Below are 20,592 nucleotides of genomic sequence, written 5' to 3' on the forward strand. Positions count from 1 at the left end.
TTCCGTGGTGCACGCCGCGCGGTGGCGACATCGCGTGGCGGAGCCGATGAATGTCCTACTTGTTGTCGGCGACGAAGACGCCGCGACCGGGGCGGCCGACGAGCACGCCCTGTTGCCGGAGCCTCTTCACGGCTCGGGCAACCGTCGAGGGCGAGATGTCGTAGTGGTCGGCGAGTTGCTGGGTTGAGGGCAACTGCGACGCGGGCGGGAACTCGCCACGCTTGATCCGATCGAGGATGTCGGCGATCAGCTCGTCCATCGTTGGCGGGATAGGCATGTACGGGTCCCTTGCGGTCGGTTGGCCCAACCAGTATTGATCGCGGCCCCGACGTAGGCAACGCATGTCACGCTGCTGACAAAGGTGGCATCGATGGCTCGCTTGACATAGGTGACATGAGGCCAGTAGCGTCGTGACCAGCGGTTAGCGGTCCTGAGCGGTCGGTTGGCGCCTCGCTGGGGGATCCGAAGCCGTCGAAGTCCGGTGCGCCGACCAGCGCGTTGTCGGCGAACGGGGCCTTCATCCCGGGTGGACGGCCCGGGTGCCGCCGGGACAGTGAATGCACGTACTCGCAGCCGTGAATCGGCTGGTGGATGCCGCTGTCCCGGCGCCGCGCAATACCTACGGGAGGGGAGCGGGGATGGGACCGAGCGCCGCCGGAGACAGCCGTGCCAGCCGGGAATAGCGAGCGCGGGAACGCCGAGGAGCGTCTGGTCCCGGCTGCGGTCCGCGCCGCGACCTTCGCCGTACGCTGGCGCGGCCTCGACCCGCAGGACGTGTACGCCTACCTCGCCCGCCTCGCCGACGAGGTCGAGCGGCTGCACCGCGAGGTGACCACCGCCCGCGTGGAGTGCGAGCGGATCCGTCAAGGGCTGCGCCAGTGGCGCGAGCGGCACGTCGGCTGCCGGTTCACCGATCCGCAATGGCCGCATGGGTCGCAATGGCCGAAGCACACCAATCGGGGGCCGCGATGAGCGAAGAGCGCTGGATCATCCACCTGCCGACCCGGCTCACCTCCCGCGAGCGGGCCGCCGAGCTGGCCGCCAGTCTGCGCGACTCGCTCGGGCACGTGGACGTCATCGACTTCGACTACACGACGTTCTCGGAGGAGCACCGGCAGAACATCCGGTACGGGCTGCACTGCAACCTGCCCGTCGACCGGGATCCGGGTCGCTGCTGTCGCCGGCCCGAGGGGCACGACGGCCCGTGCGACGAGCGCGCCTCCGCCCCGCCCGGCTGAGGCGCGAGGCTACTTCGCCGGCGACTTGCGGCGCGCGGCTACCGCGCCGGCGACTTGCGGTGGATCGCGTAGTGCAGTACCAGGAACGGCAGCCCGAAGACCCAGAACGCGTGCTCGGCGCGGAGTTCGCCGTCCCGGACGTACACGTCGAGTTCCTCGGCGAAGCCGTGTACGGCGAGCGTGGTGAGCTGCCGCGACTCCGGTTCGATGTAGGTCAGGTAGTGGCCGGGGTGGGGCAGGTCGCTGCGGCTGGTGAGGACCAGGCCGCCGTCGGGGCGCGGGCGGGGCAGCAGCGTGGCCGTGAAGCTGGCCTGCGGCAACGGGAAACCGACGCTGACGTAGCCGCGCCCGTCGTGCCGGTAGGTGGTGTAGATGCCGACATAGATCGGTTCGTCGGTGTCGACGTACGAGCGGATCCAGCCCCGGATGCCGACCACGCCGTCCCGCTTGGGGCTGATCGTGTCGATGCGGCTGCGTACGCCCCGCTGCGTCTCCCGCTGGTTCATCGGTACGTTCGCCTGCCCGAGCGGACGGGCCAGGAAGGTGCGGTAGAGCAGGTAGCCGGGGCGCACCCAGAGTCGCCACTCGGGCACGATGTCGAGGGTGAAGCGGGTGGTGTGCTCGTAGAACTCGCGCACCCTCGGGTCGACGCCGGCCGGGTCGAACCCCGGGCCGGCCAACTCGTCGAAGGAGGCGACGATGCCGACGTCGGGCGCGTCCGCCCGGTAGTCCCCGCCGACCACCCGCGCCAGCTCGCGGACGTAGCCGGTCCCGACGTACCGGGTACGCGACTCCAGCGGCACCACGAACGGAAGGTCCTCGGCCCCGACCCGCTCGGCCAGCAGGCTCACCTGGGGATCGCGGAAGATCAGCGCCGCCAGCACCCGGTACGCCAGCGCGGTACCGGCGGCGACGATGGCGGCGGGAGCCGGGCGACCCGCCCAGACGCTCTCGTCGACGGTCGACAGGCCGTAGCCGACGGCAGCCCCGACCAGCGGCCCGAGCAGCACCTTGTGCGGTCGTACGCCGAGCAGCCCCACCACCACGCCGGTCGCGAGGCCCACCACGAGCGGACCGGCGCCGGTGAGCCACCCGCCGGCCCAGCCGAGCGGGGCGGCGATCGCCGCGCTCATCACGATCCGCGACCAGAGCGCCGGGATCTCGCCGGGCCGCTGCCGGACCCGCGCCACGGCCTCGGCGGTACCGAGGAGCGCCGCTCCGGCGACCGCGCCGACCAGTCCGGCCGACCAGCCCCAGCGGGCGGCCAGCGCCGCTCCGGCCAACGCGCCGATCACCACGGCCGGGCCGATGGGACCGGGCCGGCGCACATCTGACGAGGTCACGCCGGGAACCTACCGTCAGCGGCGGTCGAGGGTAGTACCCCAGGGGTACGGGAATTCTGGCTCCGTGGGGTGACGTCCCGCCCGTCGACGCGGCCCTACGGTTACGACATCACCCGAGAACCAGAGGAGAAGCTGTGTCCGTCGCATCCCACCCGCGTTCCATCGCCGTAGCCGAGAGCAGCAGTCGTGGCCCGGCGCGCCGACTCGCGGCGCTGACCGGCCGCAGCCTCGCGTACGGCGCGCTGCTGCCGCTGCTGGCCGTGGCCGCCCTGCCGGCCATCCTGCTCGGCCGGGCGGGCACCGCCGTGTCCTGGTGGCGCGCGCTGCGGACCCGGGTGCTCGGGGCGCCGTCCGTCGAGCCCCGGCGCCGGGCGGGCTTTTTCGCCGTCGCCGGCCACGGCCTGCTCAGCCTTCTGCTCGGTGCGGCGGCGCTGCCGCCGCTCGGGGTCCAGCTGCTGATGGTGCTGCGCGGGGCGCTCTACGGCCTGGTGGTCTCCGGGCCGTACGACCACGCGTGGGGCGGGCCGACCCTGGCCGGCGCCTGGGCGGTGCACTTCCTGGTGGGCATACCCACCTCCGCCGCCGGGCTCGCCCTGCTGATCGTCATCGCCGCGCTGCACCAGCGGCTCACGGCCGCCCTCGACGGGCAGCGGCTGCGGCCCTGGGTGCTGCCGCTGGCGCTGCTGATCTGCGCGGCCATGGGACTCTTCTTCGTGGCCTGGCTGCACCAGATCTGAGGCCCGCCTCCTAAGGCCACGCCCTACCGCGCCGGCCCCCGACGCGCCCGGCCGCGTTGTCAGGTTGCCCGGATACCGACACCGGTATCCGGGCAACCTCGGCCTTGCCGGACGCTGGACGGATCCCGCGCGCGGCTGCCGCCGCCGGTCGGGGCTCGACCGCGAGCACCGCTACGCGGTGCTGAGCGCCAGGATCGGGCGTACCCGGGTCGCCCGCGCGGTCGGGGTGAGCGTGGCGGCGAGCGCCACCGCGAGCGTCCCGCCGGCGACCGCCAGGTACATCCAGAGCGGACCGGACGGTACGGGCGAGCCGGTCTTGACGAGGCTGTACGGCACGGTCGTGGTCAGCGCCGCGACCGAGCCGAGCGCGATCGCGAGGACCGCCGATATGGTGCTCTCCACCGCCGCCATGGCCAGCACCTGCCGCCGGGTCGACGCGGTGAGGCGGAGCAACCCGAACTCGCGTCGCCGGTGCCAGGTCGCGGCGACCAGGGTGTTCGTCACCGCGATCGTGCTGAAGGCGATGATCATCGCGACGACGAGGTAGTTCGCCGCCGCGAACTGCGGGCCGACGTCATCCGGGCCGACCGGCGCGGTCAGGGTGCTGTCCTCGGTGCTCTGCATGTAGAGGGTGCCGACCGCGATGCCGACGAGGAGGGTCATCGGGCCCACGACGGCGCCCGCCCCGGCGGCCCGGGCGTGCAGGTTGCGCGCCGCGAGCCGCCCCACGCCGCCGGCCAGTCGGGCGGCGGTACGGCCGACCACCGCGACCACCGCGGGGCTCAGCAGCGCCAGACCGATCGCCGTGGCGATGCACGCCGGTCCGGCCGCCGCGGCCAGCAGCGGCCCGTTGGCCATGCCGAGCGTGCCGAGCCCGGTGCCGATGCCGGCCAGCACGAAGAGGAGGCCGGCGACCAGCCTCGGCCGGGCGAGCGGCGCGGCCCCGGTCGCCGGGCCCGCCGCGCCGGCCAGGGCCAGTACCGCCGGGATCCGCGACGCCCGGCGGCCCGCCAGCGCCGCCGCCGCGACCGCCGAGACCAGCGAGACCGCCGCGCCGACGACGAGGGTCCGCGCGGTCGTGACCAGCGGGGTGCCGGCGGCGACCACGTCCAGCTCGACCATCCGGCCGAGCAGGAACGACCCGAGCCCGATCCCGGGTACGACGCCGACGGCGACCGCCGGCAGGGCGACGGCGACGGTCTCCACCAGTACCATCCGCCGGGTCTGGGCCGGGGTGGTGCCGATCGCGCGGAGCAGCGCCAGCTCGCGTTCCCGCTGTCCGATCACGAGCGAGACGGTGGCGACGACGCCGTACGCGACGATGACCGTGGTCCAGCCGCCCATGATGGCGGCGAGGATGGCCAGGGTCTCCGCCGCGCCGGACGGGTCCGCGAGCCCGGTCTCGGCCAGCGCGGCGAACGCGGTGAGCAGCGCCGTACCGGCGATCATGGCGCCCGCCGAGGCGGCGTACGAGGCGAGCCGGCCCCGTACCGTGCGCAACGCGAGCCGCCAGGTCATCGCCGCCCGCCGTTCGCCTCGACCGGGGCGGCCAGCGTCGCCATCCGCGCGGCGACGGCCTCGGCGCTGGGGCGCAGCAGCGTGTCCCGGATCCGGCCGTCGGCGAAGAAGACGACGGCGTCGGCGACCGCGGCGGCCACCGGGTCGTGGGTGACCATCACGATGGTGCGCCCGGCGGTGTCGACCGCGTGCCGCAGCAGGCCGAGGACCTGGCCCGCCGCGCGGGTGTCCAGCGCCCCGGTCGGTTCGTCCGCGAAGATCACCGCCGGATCGGCGAGCAGGGCCCGGGCGATCGCGGCGCGCTGCTGTTGACCGCCGGAGAGTGCCGCGGGCCGGGCGTCGGCGTGCCGGTCCAGCCCGAGGTGGGCCAGTACGTCGCGGACGGCGGACGCCGGGACGTGGCGGGCGGCCAGTTCCGCCGGCAGGGTGACGTTCTGCCGGACGGTCAGGGTCGGGATCAGGTTGTACGACTGGAAGACGAACCCGAGCCGGTCGCGCCGGAAGCGGGTCAGCGCGGTCTCGTCGAGCCGGGTCAGCTCGACGTCCTCGATGACCACGGAGCCGGAGGTCGGCCGGTCCAGCCCCGCCGCGCACTGCAACAGGGTGCTCTTGCCCGAGCCGGAGGGGCCCATGACGGCGGTGAGCGACCGGCGCGGGAAGGCGACGGTCACCCCGTCGAGCACCCGGGTGGTCGAGTTGCCGATCCGGTAGGTCTTGACGAGGTCGGTCAGCGTCACGCTCGGCCGCGCGACCGGGCCGGCGGTCGGATGACTTTGATACAGCGTACGAGTCATAAATACAGCGTACTCACGCGCCTCTTGCCCGTTCGGGCAGGGGTTCGATAACCGCTTCTACCAGCGTATTTACCGTCTCTGGTGACCTTATCGACACGGTGACGGAGTCGGCGGCTATACTTTCGTCACAAAGCTTCGACCGTGACGAAAAGGGGCCGTCGAGTGGAGTACTGCCGGGTGTGTGGGCGTCAGCTGCCGGCGGCGGGTCGCGGCCGGCCCGCCCGCTACTGCTCGCGCGCCTGCCGGGCGCGGGCGTACCGGGAACGCGTCGCGGAGCGGCAGCGGGAGGAGACGCCGCCGCCCACCCTCCAGACCGCCCGAGCGGTACCGCCCGGGGAGCGGCTCGACCCCGCCGGTCCGGCCCTGACGCTGGAGCGGGTCGTGCGCGCGGCCATCACCCTGGCCGACCGCGACGGCAGCGCCGGACTCTCGATGCGGCGTACGGCCGCCGAGCTGGGCGTCGGCGCGATGTCGCTGTACCGGTACGTGCCGGGCAAGGAGGAACTCGGCGGGCTGATGATCGACGCCGTCTTCGGCGACCGTCCCCTCCCGGAACCCGGTCCGCCCGGCTGGCGGGCGAAGCTGGAACTCTCCGCGTGGCGGGAGTGGGAGACCTATGTGGAGCACCCGTGGGTGCCGCACCTGTTCGCCCTGACCACCCGGCCGCCGATCGCCCGCCAGCTGATGGCGTACACGGACTGGCGGATCCGGGCGTTCGACGACACCGGCCTCGACTTCGCCACGAAGGTACGCATCGCGATCGCGGTCTCCGTACACGCGCAGAGCGCGGCGTTCCTCCTCGCGCACGAACGCCAGGCGCGGGGCACCCGCGAACAGTGGGTCGACGCCCGCAGCTCGCGGATCCAGGAGGCCCTCGGCGCCGGCGGGCTACCGATGATCGCCCAGTTCGACGCCGACGCGCTGCGGGCCTCGGAGCCGGCGAGCGTCTTCGAGTTCGGCCTGCACCGCCTGCTCGACGGCGTCGCGCAACTCGTCCCCGCGCCGCCCGCCGGGGCCGGCGGGGCGCCGGAACGCGAGGCGCGCCGGGAGGGCGATGCCACCGGGCCGGTCCTCTAGGCTTTCCGGCGATGAACGAGTTGACCGAGATACCCATCGGCGGCGAGCGGCCGTACCGCGTGCTCGTCGGCCGTGACCTGCTGGGTGACCTGCCGGCGCTGCTGGACGGCGCCGCCCGGGCCGCGCTGCTCTACGCGCCGCCGCTGAAGTCCCACGTCGACGGCCTGGCCGAGCGGCTGCGGGCCGCCGGGGTCCAGCCGCTGACGATCGAGGTACCGGACGCCGAGTCCGCCAAGACCGTCGAGGTCGCCGCCCGGTGCTGGGACGAGCTGGGCGCCGCCAACTTCACCCGTACCGACGCGGTGCTGGGGATCGGCGGCGGCGCGGTCACCGACCTGGCCGGTTTCGTCGCGGCGACCTGGCTGCGCGGCGTGCGCTGGGCGGCGGTACCCACCTCGCTGCTCGGCATGGTCGACGCGGCCGTCGGCGGCAAGACCGGGATCAACACGGCCGCCGGCAAGAACCTCGTCGGTGCCTTCCACCCGCCGGTCGGGGTCCTCTGCGACCTGGCCATGCTCGACACGCTGCCGGCCGCCGACCTGCTCGCCGGCCTCGCCGAGGTGGTGAAGTGCGGCTTCATCGCCGACCCGGCCATCCTCGAACTGGTGGAGCGGGACCCGGCCGCGGCCACCGACCCGGCCGGCCCGGTGGTGCGCGAGCTGATCGAGCGGGCCATCCGGGTCAAGGCCGACGTGGTCTCGGGCGACCTGCGCGAGTCCGGGGTACGCGAGGTCCTCAACTACGGGCACACGTTGGCCCACGCGATCGAGCGGGCCGAGGCGTACCGCTGGCGGCACGGCCACGCCGTCTCGGTCGGCCTGGTCTACGCCGCCGCGCTGGCCCGCCGCGCCGGCCGGCTGGACGGGCCGACGGCTGACCGGCACCGGGCGGTACTGGAGAGCCTCGGCCTGCCCACCACGTACCGCGCCGACGCCTGGCCGGACCTGCTCGCCACCATGCGGGTGGACAAGAAGGCCCGGGGCGCGCAGCTGCGGTTCGTGGTCCTCGACGGGCTGGCCCGCCCGGCCATCCTCGCCGGGCCGGACGACGCGCTGCTGCGCGCGGCGTACGAGGAGGTGGCGCGGGCGTGAAGGTCTACGTCCTGAACGGTCCGAACCTGGGCCGGCTCGGCACCCGCCAGGTCGACGTCTACGGGGTCACCAGCTACGCGAGCCTGGTGGAGCAGTGCCTGACGGTCGGCGCGGAGCTGGGGCTGGACGTCGAGGTCCGGCAGACCGACGCCGAGCACGAGATGCTGGCCTGGCTGCACGCCGCCGCCGACGAGGAGGCGGCCGTGGTGCTCAACCCCGGCGCCTGGTCGCACTACTCGTACGCGGTCCGCGACGCCTGCGCGATGCTGCGGGCTCCGCTGGTCGAGGTGCACATCTCCAACATCCACGCCCGGGAGGAGTTCCGGCACCACTCGGTCGTCTCGGCGGTCGCCACCGGGGTGATCTGCGGGCTCGGCGTCGACGGGTACCGGCTCGCCCTCACCCACCTGGCCTCGCGCGCGACCCCCTGACCCGTCATCGCCGGCCTGGCCGCGACCCTACGGTCACGGGCGGGAATCGTGCGATGTCGGGGCATCGGCGGTCCAGGAGGCGAGGATCCCGAGAGCCTGGTGTGACGGGGTGCCGGGTTCGGGAAGACCGACCTCCCGTGGCGTCAGCTGGGCGCGCCGGGCCCGGAGGAAGTCCCCGAACTCGGCGGAGCGGCCCGACGCGGTTCTCACGAGTTCCATTCTCCGCGCCGGGAGCCGGATGTGAGGGGGCAGAATCCTTCCCCCGAAGTCCGGTACCCGGACCGGAACTCGCCCTTCTACGCGGGTGAGAAGGCGGGCGAGGGTTGGCTTCGTGCCCCGGCGGTTCGCCCGGGCAGGGCCGGCGGAAGCTCCGCCCCCTTCGACACCCGACGGAGAAGACCCGTATGAAGACGAACGTCACGTTCGACAGCGCCGGCCTGGCCCTGGCCGGTCACCTCTACACCCCCGACGAGCAGCACCCCATCCCCCGGCCCGCGATCGTCGTCGGACACCCCGGGAGCGGTGTGAAGGAGCAGGCCGCCGGCGGCTACGCCGAACGGCTGTCCCGCGCCGGCTACGTCACCCTCGCGTTCGACGCCGCCTACCAGGGCGAGAGCGAGGGCCAGCCGCGCGGGTTGGAGGACCCGGCGCACCGCGTCGAGGACATCAGGGCGGCGGTCTCGTACCTGGGCACCCGGACCGACGTCGATCCCGACCGCATCGGCGCGCTCGGCATCTGCGCGTCCGGCGGCTACGTGCTCACCGCCTCCGCCACCGACCACCGGATCAGGGCCGTCGCGACGGTCAGCGCCGCCGACATGGGCCGGCAGTTCCGCGAGGGCGCCGACGGTACGCAGGACCCGGCCGTCATCCAGGGTCTGCTCGACGCCGCGGCGGCGGCCCGCACCAGCGAGGCCCGGGGCGAAGGCGTCGGCGTCTTCCCGATCTTCCCGGAGACGGAGGAGCAGGCTCGCGCCGGTGGCCGGCACCTCTTCGAGGGATGGGAGTACTACTGCACCGACCGGGCGCGGCACCCGCGCTCGGCGAGGTCCTTCACCCTGAACAGCGTGGACCGCATCGCGGCGTTCGACGCCTTCCGGTTCGTCGAGCTGATCGCGCCACGCCCACTGCTCATGATCGTCGGTACGGAGGCCGTCACCGCGTGGATGACCTCCCGCGCCATCGAGATGGCGCGGGAGCCCAAGGAGCGGTACTGGATCGACGGCGCCAGCCACGTCGACCTCTACGACCGGGACGAGTACGTCACGCAGGCGATCGCCAGGCTCGCCGACTTCTTCCGGGCGAACCTGGCCGAAAAGGTCACGCTGGGCTAGGGCGTGTCTCGTGGATCTCCTGGCGGGCCGCGGCGGGGCCCGGACGACGCCCGGCGGCGTTGTCGGCTCGCCCGGGGCTGACCCGACCTCCGGTCAGCCCCGGGCGACCCGGTCGAGGAGCGCGGCCAGTTCGGCGGGGCGGGACAGGAACGGCGAGTGGCTGGTGGGAATCCGATGGATGTGCTTCGCGCGGGTGGCCATCTGTTCCTGCAGCTCGACCGGGAGCGAGGCGTCCCGCTCGGTGAGGATGTAGGTGCTGGGGACGGTGTGCCACGCGGCCCGGGTCACGCGGTCGACGAACGGCTGGAGGCGCTGGTCGACGAGCCGGCCGATGGCCAGGTCGGCCACCGCCCTGGGTACGTCGGCGTAGAGCTGGGCCCGCGGGTCCGAGACGATCGGAAACAGACCCTCCGACGACTCGGGGTCGGGGGCGCCGTGCAGGGCGATCAGCGACTCGTCGACGTCGGGGACGTAGGCGGCCAGGTAGACGAGGTGCTGGACGTTGGGCAGGCCGGCGACGCCCTCGGTGGCCGGGATGCCGCCGTACGAGTGGGCCACGACGACGACCGGGCCGCCGATGGTCTCGATCGCCGCGCGGATCACCTCGGCGTCGTCCCGCAGACCGCCGCGCGGGTCGGGGCCGGTGGTGGGCAGCTTCACCGCACGGCTGGCGTAGCCGAGCGCGTCCAGCTCGCCGCGCAGCAGGTCCCACGTCGACGGGAGGTGCCAGGCGCCCGGTACGAGGACGAATGTGGGTCGCTCAGTAGACATGCTGTTTCTCCGATTTCCGGCGAGCTGCTGGACGCTATGGTTGGACACCATAGCTGGACACGATGTCCAAGTCGAGTGTAGGAGACGCGCCCCTAGGATCGACACATGGCTTCTGTCACCCGCCGGCGCGCGGCCGGTCCGGACCGCCGGGCCGCCACCGATGCCAAGATCATCGAGGCGACCGAGCGGCTGCTGGCGGGCGGCGCACGCTTCACCGAGCTGGGCGTGCAGCGCCTGGCGGCCGAGGCCGGAGTCGGCCGCTCGACCTTCTACCTCCACTTCCGGGACAAGACGGAGGTGCTGCTGCGGCTCATCGACACGCTCGTGGACGGCGCCTTCGAGCTGATGAGTTCGATCACGCCCGCAGCCGGACTGGAGGGCCTCGTCGCGACGATGATCCGGGACGTGCGCTACTACCGGGAACGGCGGCACCTGCTGGCCGCGATACTGGAGGTGTCCGCGTACGACACGGCGGCGCGCGAGTTCTGGGACAGTCAGCTGCAACGCTTCATCGACCTGGCCGAGGTGTGGCTGCGCGGCGACCAGGAGGCGGGCCGGACCGCCGCCGACCTGGACCCACCCACCGCGGCCCGGGTGTTCGTCTGGGGTGGTTTCCAGGCGTTGGCCAACCAGGTCCTGATCGGCCCGGAGGACCAGGACGAGGTGGTGGCGCGGGAGATCGCCCTGCTCATGTGGTTCGGCGGGTTCCGCCGGCCGGCCCAGAGCTGAGGCGGGCCGGCCGGCGGCCGCGTCCACCCGAGCCGGCGGGGAGCGCGGCGGGACCAGTAGACTTGTCGGGTCCGTCCGCCACATTGACGATCAAGGCAGGAAATGGCCACCACCAACGACCTGAAGAACGGTTTGGTTCTCAACCTCGACGGCGAGCTCTGGACCGTTGTGGAGTTCCAGCACGTCAAGCCCGGCAAGGGTGGCGCCTTCGTGCGCACCACGCTCAAGAACGTGCTCTCCGGCAAGGTCGTCGACAAGACCTTCAACGCGGGTACCAAGGTCGATACCGCCACCGTCGACAAGCGCACCATGCAGTACCTGTACGTGGACGGCGAGGACTACGTCTTCATGGATCTGGAGACCTACGACCAGATCCCGGTGCCGGGCGGCACCGTCGGCGAGGCGGCCAACTACCTGCTGCCCGAGGCCGAGGTGATCGTCGCCACGCACGAAAGCGTGCCGCTCTACATCGAGCTGCCGACCAGCGTGGTGCTCGAGGTCACGTACACCGAGCCGGGTCTGCAGGGCGACCGCTCCACGGGCGGTAACAAGCCGGCGACCGTCGAGACCGGTGCGACCGTCCAGGTGCCGCTCTTCATCACCACCGGTGAGAAGATCAAGGTCGACACCCGCGACGGCCGTTACCTCGGCCGGGCCTGATGGCCGAGGGGCCCAAGGCGCAGATGCCGGCGCGCCGCAAGGCGCGCAAGCGTGCGCTGGACGTGCTCTACGAGGCCGACCTCCGGGGACTTCCGCCGGGGGAGGTGCTCACCGGCTACGTCGCGCGGCTGGAGCAACCCCGGCCCGAGCACCTGGGCTATGCGATCGGTCTGGTCGAGGGCGTGGCGGCGCACCGGGACCGGATCGACGAGTTGATCGCCAGCTACGCCGAGGGCTGGACGCTGGACCGGATGCCGGTGGTGGACCGCAACCTCGCCCGGATCGCCGTCTACGAGCTGCTCTACGTGGACGAGATCGACGATCCGGTGGCGATCACGGAGGCGGTGGAGCTGGCCCGGCAGATGTCGACCGACGACTCGCCGCGCTTCCTGAACGGGCTGCTGGGCCGGATCGCGGAGTACGCCACGCGCTGAGGCCGGTCCGCCATCGACCGTGCTGCGCGGTATGGCCGGCGTCGTGGCGGTATCGCATCGTACGAGGGGACGCGACCGGGATGGTCGCGTCCCCTCGTACGTGTGTGTCGGTGTTTCCGGGGGTGGTGGTGCGGGCCGCCGTCAGGAGGCGAAGAGGGCCCGCGGGTCGGCGACGAGTACGCCGTGCTCGGTGAGGCGCTCGATCAGCCCGGACGGCGAGGAGTCGTAGACGATGGCGAGCGACCGCAGGTCGTCCGCGCGGATCGACAGGACCCGGCCGTTGTAGTCACCCCGCTGCTGCTGGATGGCCCGGGCGTAACGGGCGACGTAGGCGAGCTCCTCGGACGCCTCGTCGTAGAGCCGCTCCAGGTCGAGCACGATCTTGTTGGTCGGCTCGTGGCGGACTCCGCTGCCGTCCGGCAGCAGTTCGGAAACGGGTACGCGGTAGAAGTCGGCCAGCTCGGCCAGGCGCGACACCGTGACGGCACGGTCACCGCGCTCGTACGAACCGACGACGACGGCCTTCCAACGCCCGTTTGACTTCTCCTCCACCCCCTGCAGGGAAAGCCCCTGCTGCTGACGGATAGAGCGCAGACGCGCGCCCAACGACTTTGCGTACTCAGAGGGCATTCGGACACTCCCAGGTGCTGGCTCGGGGTTCTCCCCAGCGATCGCTACGGAGCGTGACGGTACGGGGATTGCGACACCGGGTCAAGTATTCGTGACCTACCTGTTGGCAAGATCGTAGGGAGTTGTTCGGATTCCGGTATCCCGTAGACCGCTGACCGGACGGTCAGGAACCCGAGGTGGGGATCCCTGTGGTCACTGGTAACGTGGCGTGAAGCCCCGGCGTCCGACCCCCGGGACGGGCGCCGAATCCGACATCCTTTAACGACCCGTCCCGTGAGGCGGGGAAGGAGGTCCGCCGTGGCCTACCCGCAGGCCGCCCAGCCCGCGACCACGCCGCCACCGTCCGTGAAGGTCATCCTCACCAGTGCCGAGCTGCACCGGGTGGTCGACCGCATCGCACACCAGATCCTGGAGAAGACCCAGGGCGCGGCCGAGACGGTGTTGCTCGGCATCCCGACCCGGGGCGCGCCGCTGGCCCGCCGGCTGGCCGCCCGGATCAGCGCCTTCGAGGACGTGCGGGTACCGGTCGGTGTGCTCGACATCACCCTCTACCGCGACGACCTCCGCCGCCACGCCACCCGCGCGGTCGGCCCGACCGAGGTGCCGCCCGGCGGGATCGACGGCAAGCGGGTGATCCTCGTCGACGACGTCCTCTTCTCCGGGCGTACCGTCCGGGCCGCGCTCGACGCGATCAACGACCTCGGCCGGCCCAGCTCGGTACAGCTCGCGGTACTGGTCGACCGGGGCCACCGGGAGCTGCCCATCCGGGCCGACTACGTGGGCAAGAACATCCCCACCTCGCTGGCCGAGAGTGTCCGGGTCACCCTCGCCGAGGTCGACGGCGCCGACGAGGTCCGGCTCTACCCGGCCGGCGACGGCCAGCAGGCCCGCGGCGAGCGTCCGGACCCGTCCGCCCCGGAGACGAGCGAGAGGCCCACGCGATGATCAAGCACCTGCTCTCCGGCGGCGACCTGGACGCCCGGACCGCGACCCAGATCCTGGACACCGCGGCCGAGATGGCCTCGGTGGCCGGCCGCGAGGTGAAGAAGCTGCCGGCCCTGCGCGGCCGTACCGTGGTCAACCTCTTCTACGAGGACTCCACCCGGACCCGGATCTCGTTCGAGGCGGCGGCGAAGCGCCTCTCCGCCGATGTGATCAACTTCTCGGCCAAGGGGTCGAGCGTCTCCAAGGGCGAGAGCCTCAAGGACACCGCGCTCACGCTGCAGGCGATGGGGGCCGACGCCGTGGTGGTCCGCCACCCCGCCTCCGGCGCCCCGCACCGGCTGGCCAACTGGGTCGACGGCTCGGTGGTCAACGCCGGCGACGGTACGCACGAGCACCCGACCCAGGCGCTGCTCGACGCGTACACCATGCGGGCCCGGCTCGGCCGCCTCGCCGGACTCCAGGTCGCCGTGGTCGGCGACGTGCTGCACAGCCGGGTGGCCCGCTCCAACGTGCTGCTGCTCTCGACGCTGGGGGCGAAGGTCACCCTGGTCGGGCCGCCGACGCTGCTGCCGGTCGACATCGGTACCGCGCTCGCGCCGGGCACCGACGTCTCCTACGACCTCGACGCGGTGCTGCCCGGCTGCGACGTGGTGATGATGCTGCGGGTGCAGCGGGAGCGGATGGCCGACTCCTACTTCCCCTCGGCGCGTGAGTACGCCCGGCGGTACGGGCTGGACGGCCCGAGGATGCGCCGCCTGCCCGAGCACGCGATCGTCATGCACCCCGGACCGATGAACCGGGGCATGGAGATCGCTCCCGAAGTCGCTGACTCGGCCCGGTCCACCATCGTCGAACAGGTCACCAACGGCGTCTCCGTCCGCATGGCCGTGCTGTACCTGCTGCTAGGGGGAAAGAACTGATGAGCGAGCCGGTACGGCCCTCGTACCTGATCAAGGGAGCCCGGTTGGTCGGCGCCGCGCCGACCGACCTGCTGCTCCGCGACGGCGCGGTGGTGGCCACCGGGTCCGGCCTGGACGGCCGCGGCGCCGAGGTGGTCGACGCGGCCGGGCTGGTGGCCCTGCCCGGCCTGGTCGACCTCCACACCCACCTGCGCGAACCGGGCCGGGAGGACGCCGAGACGGTCGAGTCCGGCTCCCGCGCCGCGGCCCTGGGCGGCTACACCGCCGTCTGCGCCATGGCCAACACCTCGCCGGTGGCGGACACCGCCGGCGTGGTCGAGCAGGTCTGGCGGCTGGGCCGCGAGGCCGGGCTGGTCGACGTGCAGCCGGTCGGCGCGGTCACCGTCGGCCTCGCCGGCGAGCGCCTCGCCGAGCTGGGCGCGATGGCGACCTCGGCGGCCCGGGTGCGGATCTTCTCGGACGACGGGCACTGCGTGGCCGACCCGCGCCTGATGCGGCGCGCGCTGGAGTACGTCAAGGCGTTCGACGGCATCATCGCCCAGCACGCCGAGGAGCCCCGGCTGACCGAGGGCGCGCAGATGCACGAGGGCGAGGTCTCCACCCGCCTCGGACTGACCGGCTGGCCGGCGGTGGCCGAGGAGGCGATCATCGCCCGGGACGTGCTCCTCGCCGAGCACGTCGGCAGCCGCCTGCACGTCTGCCACGTCTCCACCGCCGGCAGCGTCGAGGTGCTGCGCCAGGCCAAGGCCCGGGGGGTACGCGTCACCGCCGAGGTGACCCCGCACCACCTGCTGCTCACCGACGAGCTGGCCGGCAGCTACGACCCGGTCTACAAGGTGAACCCGCCGCTGCGCACCGCCGCCGACGTGGCCGTGCTGCGCGCCGCGCTCGCCGAGGGGATCATCGACGTGGTCGCCACCGACCACGCCCCGCACGCCCTGGAGGACAAGGAGTGCGAGTGGGCGTACGCCCGGCCGGGCATGGTCGGGCTGGAGACCGCGCTGCCGGTGCTGCTGCACGTGCTCACCGAGTCGACCGCCCGGGGCCTGGACGACCCGGCGCTCTGGGAGCTGGTCGCCGAGCGGATGTCGCGTACCCCGGCCCGCATCGCGGGGCTGACCGAGCACGGGCGCGACCCGGCGCTGGGTGTTCCGGCGAACATCACGCTGGTCGACCCGGCCGCCCGGCGTACCGTCGACCCGGCGGAGCTCGCCAGCCGCAGCCGGAACACCCCCTACGCGGGACGGACGCTGCCGGGACGGATCGTCGCGACCTTCCTGCACGGCGAACCGACGGTCCTCGACGGAAAGGCAGTCAGGTAAATGGGCAAGCGTAGGGCTGCGATTCTCGTACTCGAGGACGGGCGCACGTTCCACGGCGAGGCGTACGGCAGCGTGGGGGAGACCTTCGGCGAGGCCGTCTTCAACACCGGGATGACCGGGTACCAGGAGACGTTGACCGACCCCTCCTACCACCGGCAGGTGGTGGTGCAGACCGCCCCGCACATCGGCAACACCGGGGTCAACGGCGAGGACGACGAGTCCGGCCGGATCTGGGTCGCCGGCTACGTGGTGCGCGACCCGGCCCGGATCGGTTCGAACTGGCGCGCCAGCGGCGGGCTGGAGGACCGGCTCGCCACCGAGGGCGTGGTCGGCATCAGCGGCATCGACACCCGCGCGCTCACCCGCCACCTGCGGGAGCGCGGCGCGATGCGGGTCGGCGTCTCCAGCCTCGACGACGACCCGCGCGCGCTGCTGGAACGGGTGCGCCAGTCGCCGCGGATGGTGGGGGCGGACCTCTCCGCCGAGGTGACCACGGCCCGGCCGTACACGGTCGAGGCCGAGGGCGAGCACCGGTTCACGGTGGCCGCGCTGGACCTCGGGATCAAGCGGAACGTGCCCCGGCGGCTCGCCGCCCGCGGCGTCACCACGCACGTGCTGCCCGCCAGCACCACCATCGACGAGCTGATCGCGACCGGCGCGGACGCGGTCTTCTTCTCGCCCGGCCCCGGCGACCCGGCCACCGCCGACCATCCGGTCGCGCTGGCCCGCGAGGTGATGCGCCGGCGGATGCCGCTGTTCGGCATCTGCTTCGGCAGCCAGATCCTCGGCCGGGCGCTCGGCTTCGGCACGTACAAGCTCGGGTACGGCCATCGCGGCATCAACCAGCCGGTGCTGGACCGGGCCACCGGCAAGGTCGAGGTGACCAGCCACAATCACGGCTTCGCGGTCGCCTGGCCGGGCCGCGAACCGGATGACAGCGCGGTCGCCTGGCCGGGCCGCGAACCGGGGCTCGGCGCCGTGGACGCGCCGGCCGGGGAGGCGATCGAGACCGACTTCGGCGCGGTCGAGGTCAGCCACGTCTGCCTCAACGACAACGTGGTCGAGGGCCTGCGGGCCCGGGAGGTGCCCGCGTTCACCGTCCAGTACCACCCCGAGGCGGCGGCGGGCCCGCACGACGCGGACTACCTCTTCGATCGCTTCGCGGAACTCATTGAGGGCGGTAAGAATGCCTAAGCGGACGGATCTGAAGCACGTCCTGGTGATCGGCTCCGGCCCGATCGTGATCGGCCAGGCCTGCGAGTTCGACTACTCCGGCACCCAGGCGTGCCGGGTGCTGCGCAGCGAGGGCCTGCGGGTGAGCCTGGTCAACTCCAACCCGGCCACCATCATGACCGACCCGGAGTTCGCCGACGCGACGTACGTCGAGCCGATCACCCCGGAGTTCGTGGAGCTGGTCATCGCCCGGGAGCGGCCGGACGCGCTGCTGGCCACGCTGGGCGGGCAGACCGCGCTGAACACCGCGGTCGCGCTGCACGAGTCGGGGGTGCTCGACAAGTACGGCGTGGAGCTGATCGGCGCGAACATCGACGCGATCCGGCGGGGCGAGGACCGGCAGCTCTTCAAGGACATCGTGGCGAAGGCCGGCGGGGAGACCCCGCGCAGCCGGGTCTGCCACTCGATGGCCGAGGTCGAGGAGACCGTGGCCGAGCTGGGCCTGCCGGTGGTGATCCGCCCGTCGTTCACCATGGGCGGGCTCGGCTCGGGCATGGCCCACACCGCCGAGGAACTGGCCCGCATCGCCGGTGCCGGCCTGGCCGCCAGCCCGGTGCACGAGGTCCTCATCGAGGAGAGCGTGCTCGGCTGGAAGGAGTACGAACTCGAACTGATGCGCGACCGGCACGACAACGTGGTGGTCGTCTGCTCGATCGAGAACGTGGACCCGATGGGCGTGCACACCGGCGACAGCGTCACCGTGGCGCCCGCGATGACGCTGACCGACCGGGAGTACCAGCGGCTGCGCGACCTGGGCATCGCGGTGCTGCGCGAGGTCGGGGTGGACACCGGCGGCTGCAACATCCAGTTCGCGGTGAACCCGGAGAACGGCCGCCTGGTCGTGATCGAGATGAACCCCCGGGTCTCCCGCTCGTCGGCGCTGGCCTCCAAGGCGACCGGCTTCCCGATCGCGAAGATCGCGGCGAAGCTCGCCATCGGCTACACCCTCGACGAGATCCCCAACGACATCACCCGGCAGACGCCGGCCGCGTTCGAGCCCGCGCTCGACTACGTGGTCGTGAAGATCCCCCGGTTCGCCTTCGAGAAGTTCCCGGGCGCGGACCCGGAGCTGACCACCACGATGAAGTCGGTGGGCGAGGCGATGAGCCTGGGCCGCAACTTCCCCGAGGCGCTCAACAAGGCGATGCGCTCGATGGAGACCAAGGCCGCGGGCTTCTGGACCCAGCCGGACCCGCCGGGCGCCACCCTGGAGAACACGCTGCGCGCGCTGCGGGTACCGCACGACGGGCGGCTCTACACCCTGGAGCGGGCGCTGCGGCTGGGCGCCACGGTGGCCGAGGTCTCCGCGGCCTCGGGTGGGGTCGACCCGTGGTTCGTGGACCAGATCGCCGGGCTCGTCGAGCTGCGCGAGGAGATCGTCGCGGCGGCGGTGCTGGACGAGCCGCTGCTGCGCCGGGCCAAGCGGGCCGGGCTGTCGGACCGGCAGCTCGCCGCGCTCCGCCCGGAGCTGGCCGCCGAGGACGGCGTACGGGCGCTGCGGCACCGGCTCGGGCTGCGCCCGGTCTACAAGACGGTGGACACCTGCGCGGCCGAGTTCGCCGCCGCCACGCCCTACCACTACTCGACGTACGAGGAGGAGACCGAGGTCGTCGGCTCGGACCGGCCCAAGGTGCTGATCCTCGGCTCGGGGCCGAACCGGATCGGGCAGGGTATCGAGTTCGACTACTCCTGCGTGCACGCGGTGCAGGCGCTGCGCGGCGCTCTTCCGGCGGCCCCCGGGGGGCCGGGCGGCGACGGCGCCGGGGCGGACGCCGGCGGCTACGAGACCGTGATGGTCAACTGCAACCCGGAGACCGTCTCCACCGACTACGACACCGCCGACCGGCTCTACTTCGAGCCGCTCACCTTCGAGGACGTGCTGGAGGTCTGGCACGCCGAGGACTCCTCCGGCCGGGCGGCCGGCGGGCCGGGCGTGGTCGGGGTGATCGTCCAGCTCGGCGGGCAGACGCCGCTCGGGCTCGCGCAGCGGCTCAAGGACGCCGGCGTGCCGATCGTCGGTACCAGCCCGGAGTCGATCAACCTGGCCGAGGACCGGGGCGCGTTCGGCGCGGTACTGTCCCGGGCCGGGCTGCGCGCCCCCGATCACGGCACCGCGACCTCGTACGAGGAGGCGAAGGGGATCGCCGACGAGATCGGCTACCCGGTGCTGGTCCGCCCCTCGTACGTGCTCGGCGGGCGGGGCATGGAGATCGTCTACGACGACGCCACGCTGCGCGACTACATCGGGCGGGCCACCGACATCTCGCCGGACCACCCGGTGCTGGTGGACCGCTTCCTCGACGACGCGATCGAGATCGACGTGGACGCGCTCTGCGACGCCACCGGCGAGGTCTACCTCGGCGGGGTGATGGAGCACATCGAGGAGGCCGGCATCCACTCCGGCGACTCCTCCTGCGCCCTGCCACCGATCACGCTGGCTTCCTCGCACCTGACGCAGGTGCGCCGCTACACCGAGGAGATCGCCCGCGGCGTCGGCGTACGGGGCCTGCTCAACGTCCAGTACGCGCTCAAGGACGACGCGCTCTACGTGCTGGAGGCCAACCCGCGTGCCTCGCGCACGGTGCCGTTCGTCTCGAAGGCGACGGCGGTGCCGCTGGCCAAGGCGGCGGCCCGGATCATGCTCGGCGCCACCATCGCGGACCTGCGCGCCGAGGGGCTGCTGCCGTCGAGCGGCGACGGCGGGTCGCTGCCGGTCGACGCGCCGATCGCGGTCAAGGAGGCGGTACTGCCGTTCAAGCGGTTCCGTACGCCGGCCGGCAAGGGGGTGGACTCGCTGCTCGGCCCGGAGATGAAGTCGACCGGCGAGGTGATGGGGATCGACACCGCCTTCGGGCACGCGTTCGCCAAGTCGCAGTCGGCCGCGTACGGCTCCCTGCCGACCAAGGGCCGGGTCTTCGTCTCGGTGGCGAACCGGGACAAGCGGGCGATGATCTTCCCGATCAAGCGCCTCGCCGACCTGGGCTTCGAGATCGTCGCGACCGCCGGCACGGGCGAGGTGCTCCGCCGGTACGGCATCTCCTGCCGGACCATCCGCAAGCACTACGAGGAGGGGGCCGACGCGGACGCCGTCACCCTGATCTCGGCGGGCGAGGTCGCGCTCGTGATCAACACCCCGCAGGGCTCCGGCGCCAGCGCCCGCTCCGACGGGTACGAGATCCGCAGCGCGGCGGTCGGCGCCGACATCCCCTGCATCACCACGGTGCCCGGCGTGGCGGCGGCGGTGATGGGCATCGAGGCGCGCATCCGCGGCGACATGACCGTACGCCCGCTCCAGCAGCTGCACGCGGCGCTGCGGGCGGCCCAGTGACCGCGCCGGCCCCGGGCCGCCGGCCCGCCCGTCGGGCGGCGCGCCCCGGTGGACCGG

At 72.8% G+C, this 20,592-nt stretch carries 20 protein-coding genes and 1 pseudogene; 15 read left to right on the top strand and 6 right to left on the bottom strand.

The annotated features are described in order from the left end of the window. Positions 1 to 55: 55 nt before the first annotated feature. Positions 56 to 277, bottom strand: a complete 222-nt coding sequence (locus AB0J86_RS16995) for a winged helix-turn-helix domain-containing protein (protein WP_363857965.1) — start codon at positions 275 to 277, stop codon at positions 56 to 58. A gap of 389 nt (positions 278 to 666) precedes the next feature. Here AB0J86_RS16995 and AB0J86_RS17000 point away from each other — a divergent pair, with 389 nt between their 5' ends. Both AB0J86_RS17000 and AB0J86_RS17005 read left to right on the top strand, forming a co-directional pair. Next, entirely contained in the window at positions 667 to 972 is a 306-nt protein-coding gene (locus AB0J86_RS17000) for a DivIVA domain-containing protein (protein ID WP_363857967.1), read from the top strand. Next, entirely contained in the window at positions 969 to 1,238 is a 270-nt protein-coding gene (locus AB0J86_RS17005) for a hypothetical protein (RefSeq protein ID WP_363857969.1), read from the top strand. The genes AB0J86_RS17000 and AB0J86_RS17005 overlap by 4 nt, the downstream gene beginning before the upstream one ends. Before the next feature lie 38 nt (positions 1,239 to 1,276). Here AB0J86_RS17005 and AB0J86_RS17010 read toward each other — a convergent pair whose 3' ends face one another. Continuing rightward, on the bottom strand, positions 1,277 to 2,581 hold the full coding sequence (locus AB0J86_RS17010; protein WP_363857970.1) for a hypothetical protein: 1,305 nt from the start codon (positions 2,579 to 2,581) through the stop codon (positions 1,277 to 1,279). A gap of 134 nt (positions 2,582 to 2,715) precedes the next feature. Between AB0J86_RS17010 and AB0J86_RS17015 the strand changes: the two genes are divergently transcribed. After that, on the top strand, positions 2,716 to 3,318 hold the full coding sequence (locus AB0J86_RS17015; RefSeq protein WP_363857972.1) for a hypothetical protein: 603 nt from the start codon (positions 2,716 to 2,718) through the stop codon (positions 3,316 to 3,318). Between the two features lie 171 nt (positions 3,319 to 3,489). Here the strand turns inward: AB0J86_RS17015 and AB0J86_RS17020 are convergent, their stop codons facing one another. Continuing rightward, positions 3,490 to 4,836, bottom strand: coding sequence for an FtsX-like permease family protein (locus AB0J86_RS17020; protein WP_363857974.1), 1,347 nt, complete (start codon positions 4,834 to 4,836; stop codon positions 3,490 to 3,492). Further along, a complete protein-coding gene (locus AB0J86_RS17025; RefSeq protein ID WP_363857976.1) occupies positions 4,833 to 5,630 on the bottom strand; it encodes an ABC transporter ATP-binding protein in 798 nt (265 codons plus the stop codon). The genes AB0J86_RS17020 and AB0J86_RS17025 overlap by 4 nt, the downstream gene beginning before the upstream one ends. 177 nt (positions 5,631 to 5,807) lie before the next feature. Between AB0J86_RS17025 and AB0J86_RS17030 the strand changes: the two genes are divergently transcribed. The 4 genes from AB0J86_RS17030 to AB0J86_RS17045 all read left to right on the top strand — a co-directional run bounded on the left by AB0J86_RS17030 (position 5,808) and on the right by AB0J86_RS17045 (position 9,563). After that, entirely contained in the window at positions 5,808 to 6,707 is a 900-nt protein-coding gene (locus AB0J86_RS17030; protein WP_363857978.1) for a TetR/AcrR family transcriptional regulator C-terminal domain-containing protein, read from the top strand. Between the two features lie 11 nt (positions 6,708 to 6,718). Then, positions 6,719 to 7,798, top strand: a complete 1,080-nt coding sequence (gene aroB / locus AB0J86_RS17035; protein ID WP_363857979.1) for a 3-dehydroquinate synthase — start codon at positions 6,719 to 6,721, stop codon at positions 7,796 to 7,798. Then, entirely contained in the window at positions 7,795 to 8,229 is a 435-nt protein-coding gene (gene aroQ, locus AB0J86_RS17040) for a type II 3-dehydroquinate dehydratase (RefSeq protein WP_363857981.1), read from the top strand. Before aroB ends, aroQ begins: the two co-directional genes overlap by 4 nt. Before the next feature lie 404 nt (positions 8,230 to 8,633). Beyond that, on the top strand, positions 8,634 to 9,563 hold the full coding sequence (locus AB0J86_RS17045; protein ID WP_363857983.1) for an alpha/beta hydrolase: 930 nt from the start codon (positions 8,634 to 8,636) through the stop codon (positions 9,561 to 9,563). A 93-nt stretch (positions 9,564 to 9,656) separates the two neighbouring features. Here AB0J86_RS17045 and AB0J86_RS17050 read toward each other — a convergent pair whose 3' ends face one another. After that, positions 9,657 to 10,334, bottom strand: a complete 678-nt coding sequence (locus AB0J86_RS17050; protein WP_363857985.1) for an alpha/beta hydrolase — start codon at positions 10,332 to 10,334, stop codon at positions 9,657 to 9,659. A gap of 105 nt (positions 10,335 to 10,439) precedes the next feature. Between AB0J86_RS17050 and AB0J86_RS17055 the strand changes: the two genes are divergently transcribed. The 3 genes from AB0J86_RS17055 to nusB all read left to right on the top strand — a co-directional run bounded on the left by AB0J86_RS17055 (position 10,440) and on the right by nusB (position 12,157). Next, positions 10,440 to 11,063 carry a TetR/AcrR family transcriptional regulator gene (locus AB0J86_RS17055; protein WP_363857987.1) on the top strand — a complete coding sequence of 208 codons (624 nt, stop codon included), beginning with the start codon at positions 10,440 to 10,442 and terminating at the stop codon, positions 11,061 to 11,063. A 102-nt stretch (positions 11,064 to 11,165) separates the two neighbouring features. Continuing rightward, on the top strand, positions 11,166 to 11,723 hold the full coding sequence (efp, locus tag AB0J86_RS17060) for an elongation factor P (RefSeq protein WP_363857989.1): 558 nt from the start codon (positions 11,166 to 11,168) through the stop codon (positions 11,721 to 11,723). A gap of 23 nt (positions 11,724 to 11,746) precedes the next feature. Then, a complete protein-coding gene (gene nusB / locus AB0J86_RS17065) occupies positions 11,747 to 12,157 on the top strand; it encodes a transcription antitermination factor NusB (RefSeq protein WP_363858039.1) in 411 nt (136 codons plus the stop codon). 141 nt (positions 12,158 to 12,298) lie between these two features. Here the strand turns inward: nusB and AB0J86_RS17070 are convergent, their stop codons facing one another. After that, a complete protein-coding gene (locus AB0J86_RS17070) occupies positions 12,299 to 12,787 on the bottom strand; it encodes a transcriptional regulator (RefSeq protein ID WP_363857991.1) in 489 nt (162 codons plus the stop codon). A gap of 297 nt (positions 12,788 to 13,084) precedes the next feature. Between AB0J86_RS17070 and pyrR the strand changes: the two are divergent. From pyrR to carB, 5 genes and pseudogenes are all read left to right on the top strand, one after another. After that, positions 13,085 to 13,651 (top strand): annotated as a pseudogene (pyrR, locus tag AB0J86_RS17075) (bifunctional pyr operon transcriptional regulator/uracil phosphoribosyltransferase PyrR); the annotation flags it as partial. Positions 13,652 to 13,728: 77 nt separating this feature from the next. After that, a complete protein-coding gene (locus AB0J86_RS17080; protein WP_363857993.1) occupies positions 13,729 to 14,652 on the top strand; it encodes an aspartate carbamoyltransferase catalytic subunit in 924 nt (307 codons plus the stop codon). Continuing rightward, the gene (locus tag AB0J86_RS17085; RefSeq protein WP_363857995.1) at positions 14,652 to 15,974 is read left to right on the top strand and encodes a dihydroorotase; all 1,323 of its coding nucleotides are present in this window, start codon (positions 14,652 to 14,654) and stop codon (positions 15,972 to 15,974) included. Before AB0J86_RS17080 ends, AB0J86_RS17085 begins: the two co-directional genes overlap by 1 nt. Next, a complete protein-coding gene (carA, locus tag AB0J86_RS17090) occupies positions 15,975 to 17,168 on the top strand; it encodes a glutamine-hydrolyzing carbamoyl-phosphate synthase small subunit (protein WP_363857996.1) in 1,194 nt (397 codons plus the stop codon). Further along, a complete protein-coding gene (gene carB / locus AB0J86_RS17095; protein WP_363857998.1) occupies positions 17,161 to 20,535 on the top strand; it encodes a carbamoyl-phosphate synthase large subunit in 3,375 nt (1,124 codons plus the stop codon). The genes carA and carB overlap by 8 nt, the downstream gene beginning before the upstream one ends. Positions 20,536 to 20,592 lie beyond the last annotated feature (57 nt).

This window comes from Micromonospora sp. NPDC049559 (assembly GCF_040676675.1).
GTDB lineage: Bacteria > Actinomycetota > Actinomycetes > Mycobacteriales > Micromonosporaceae > JBFAPK01.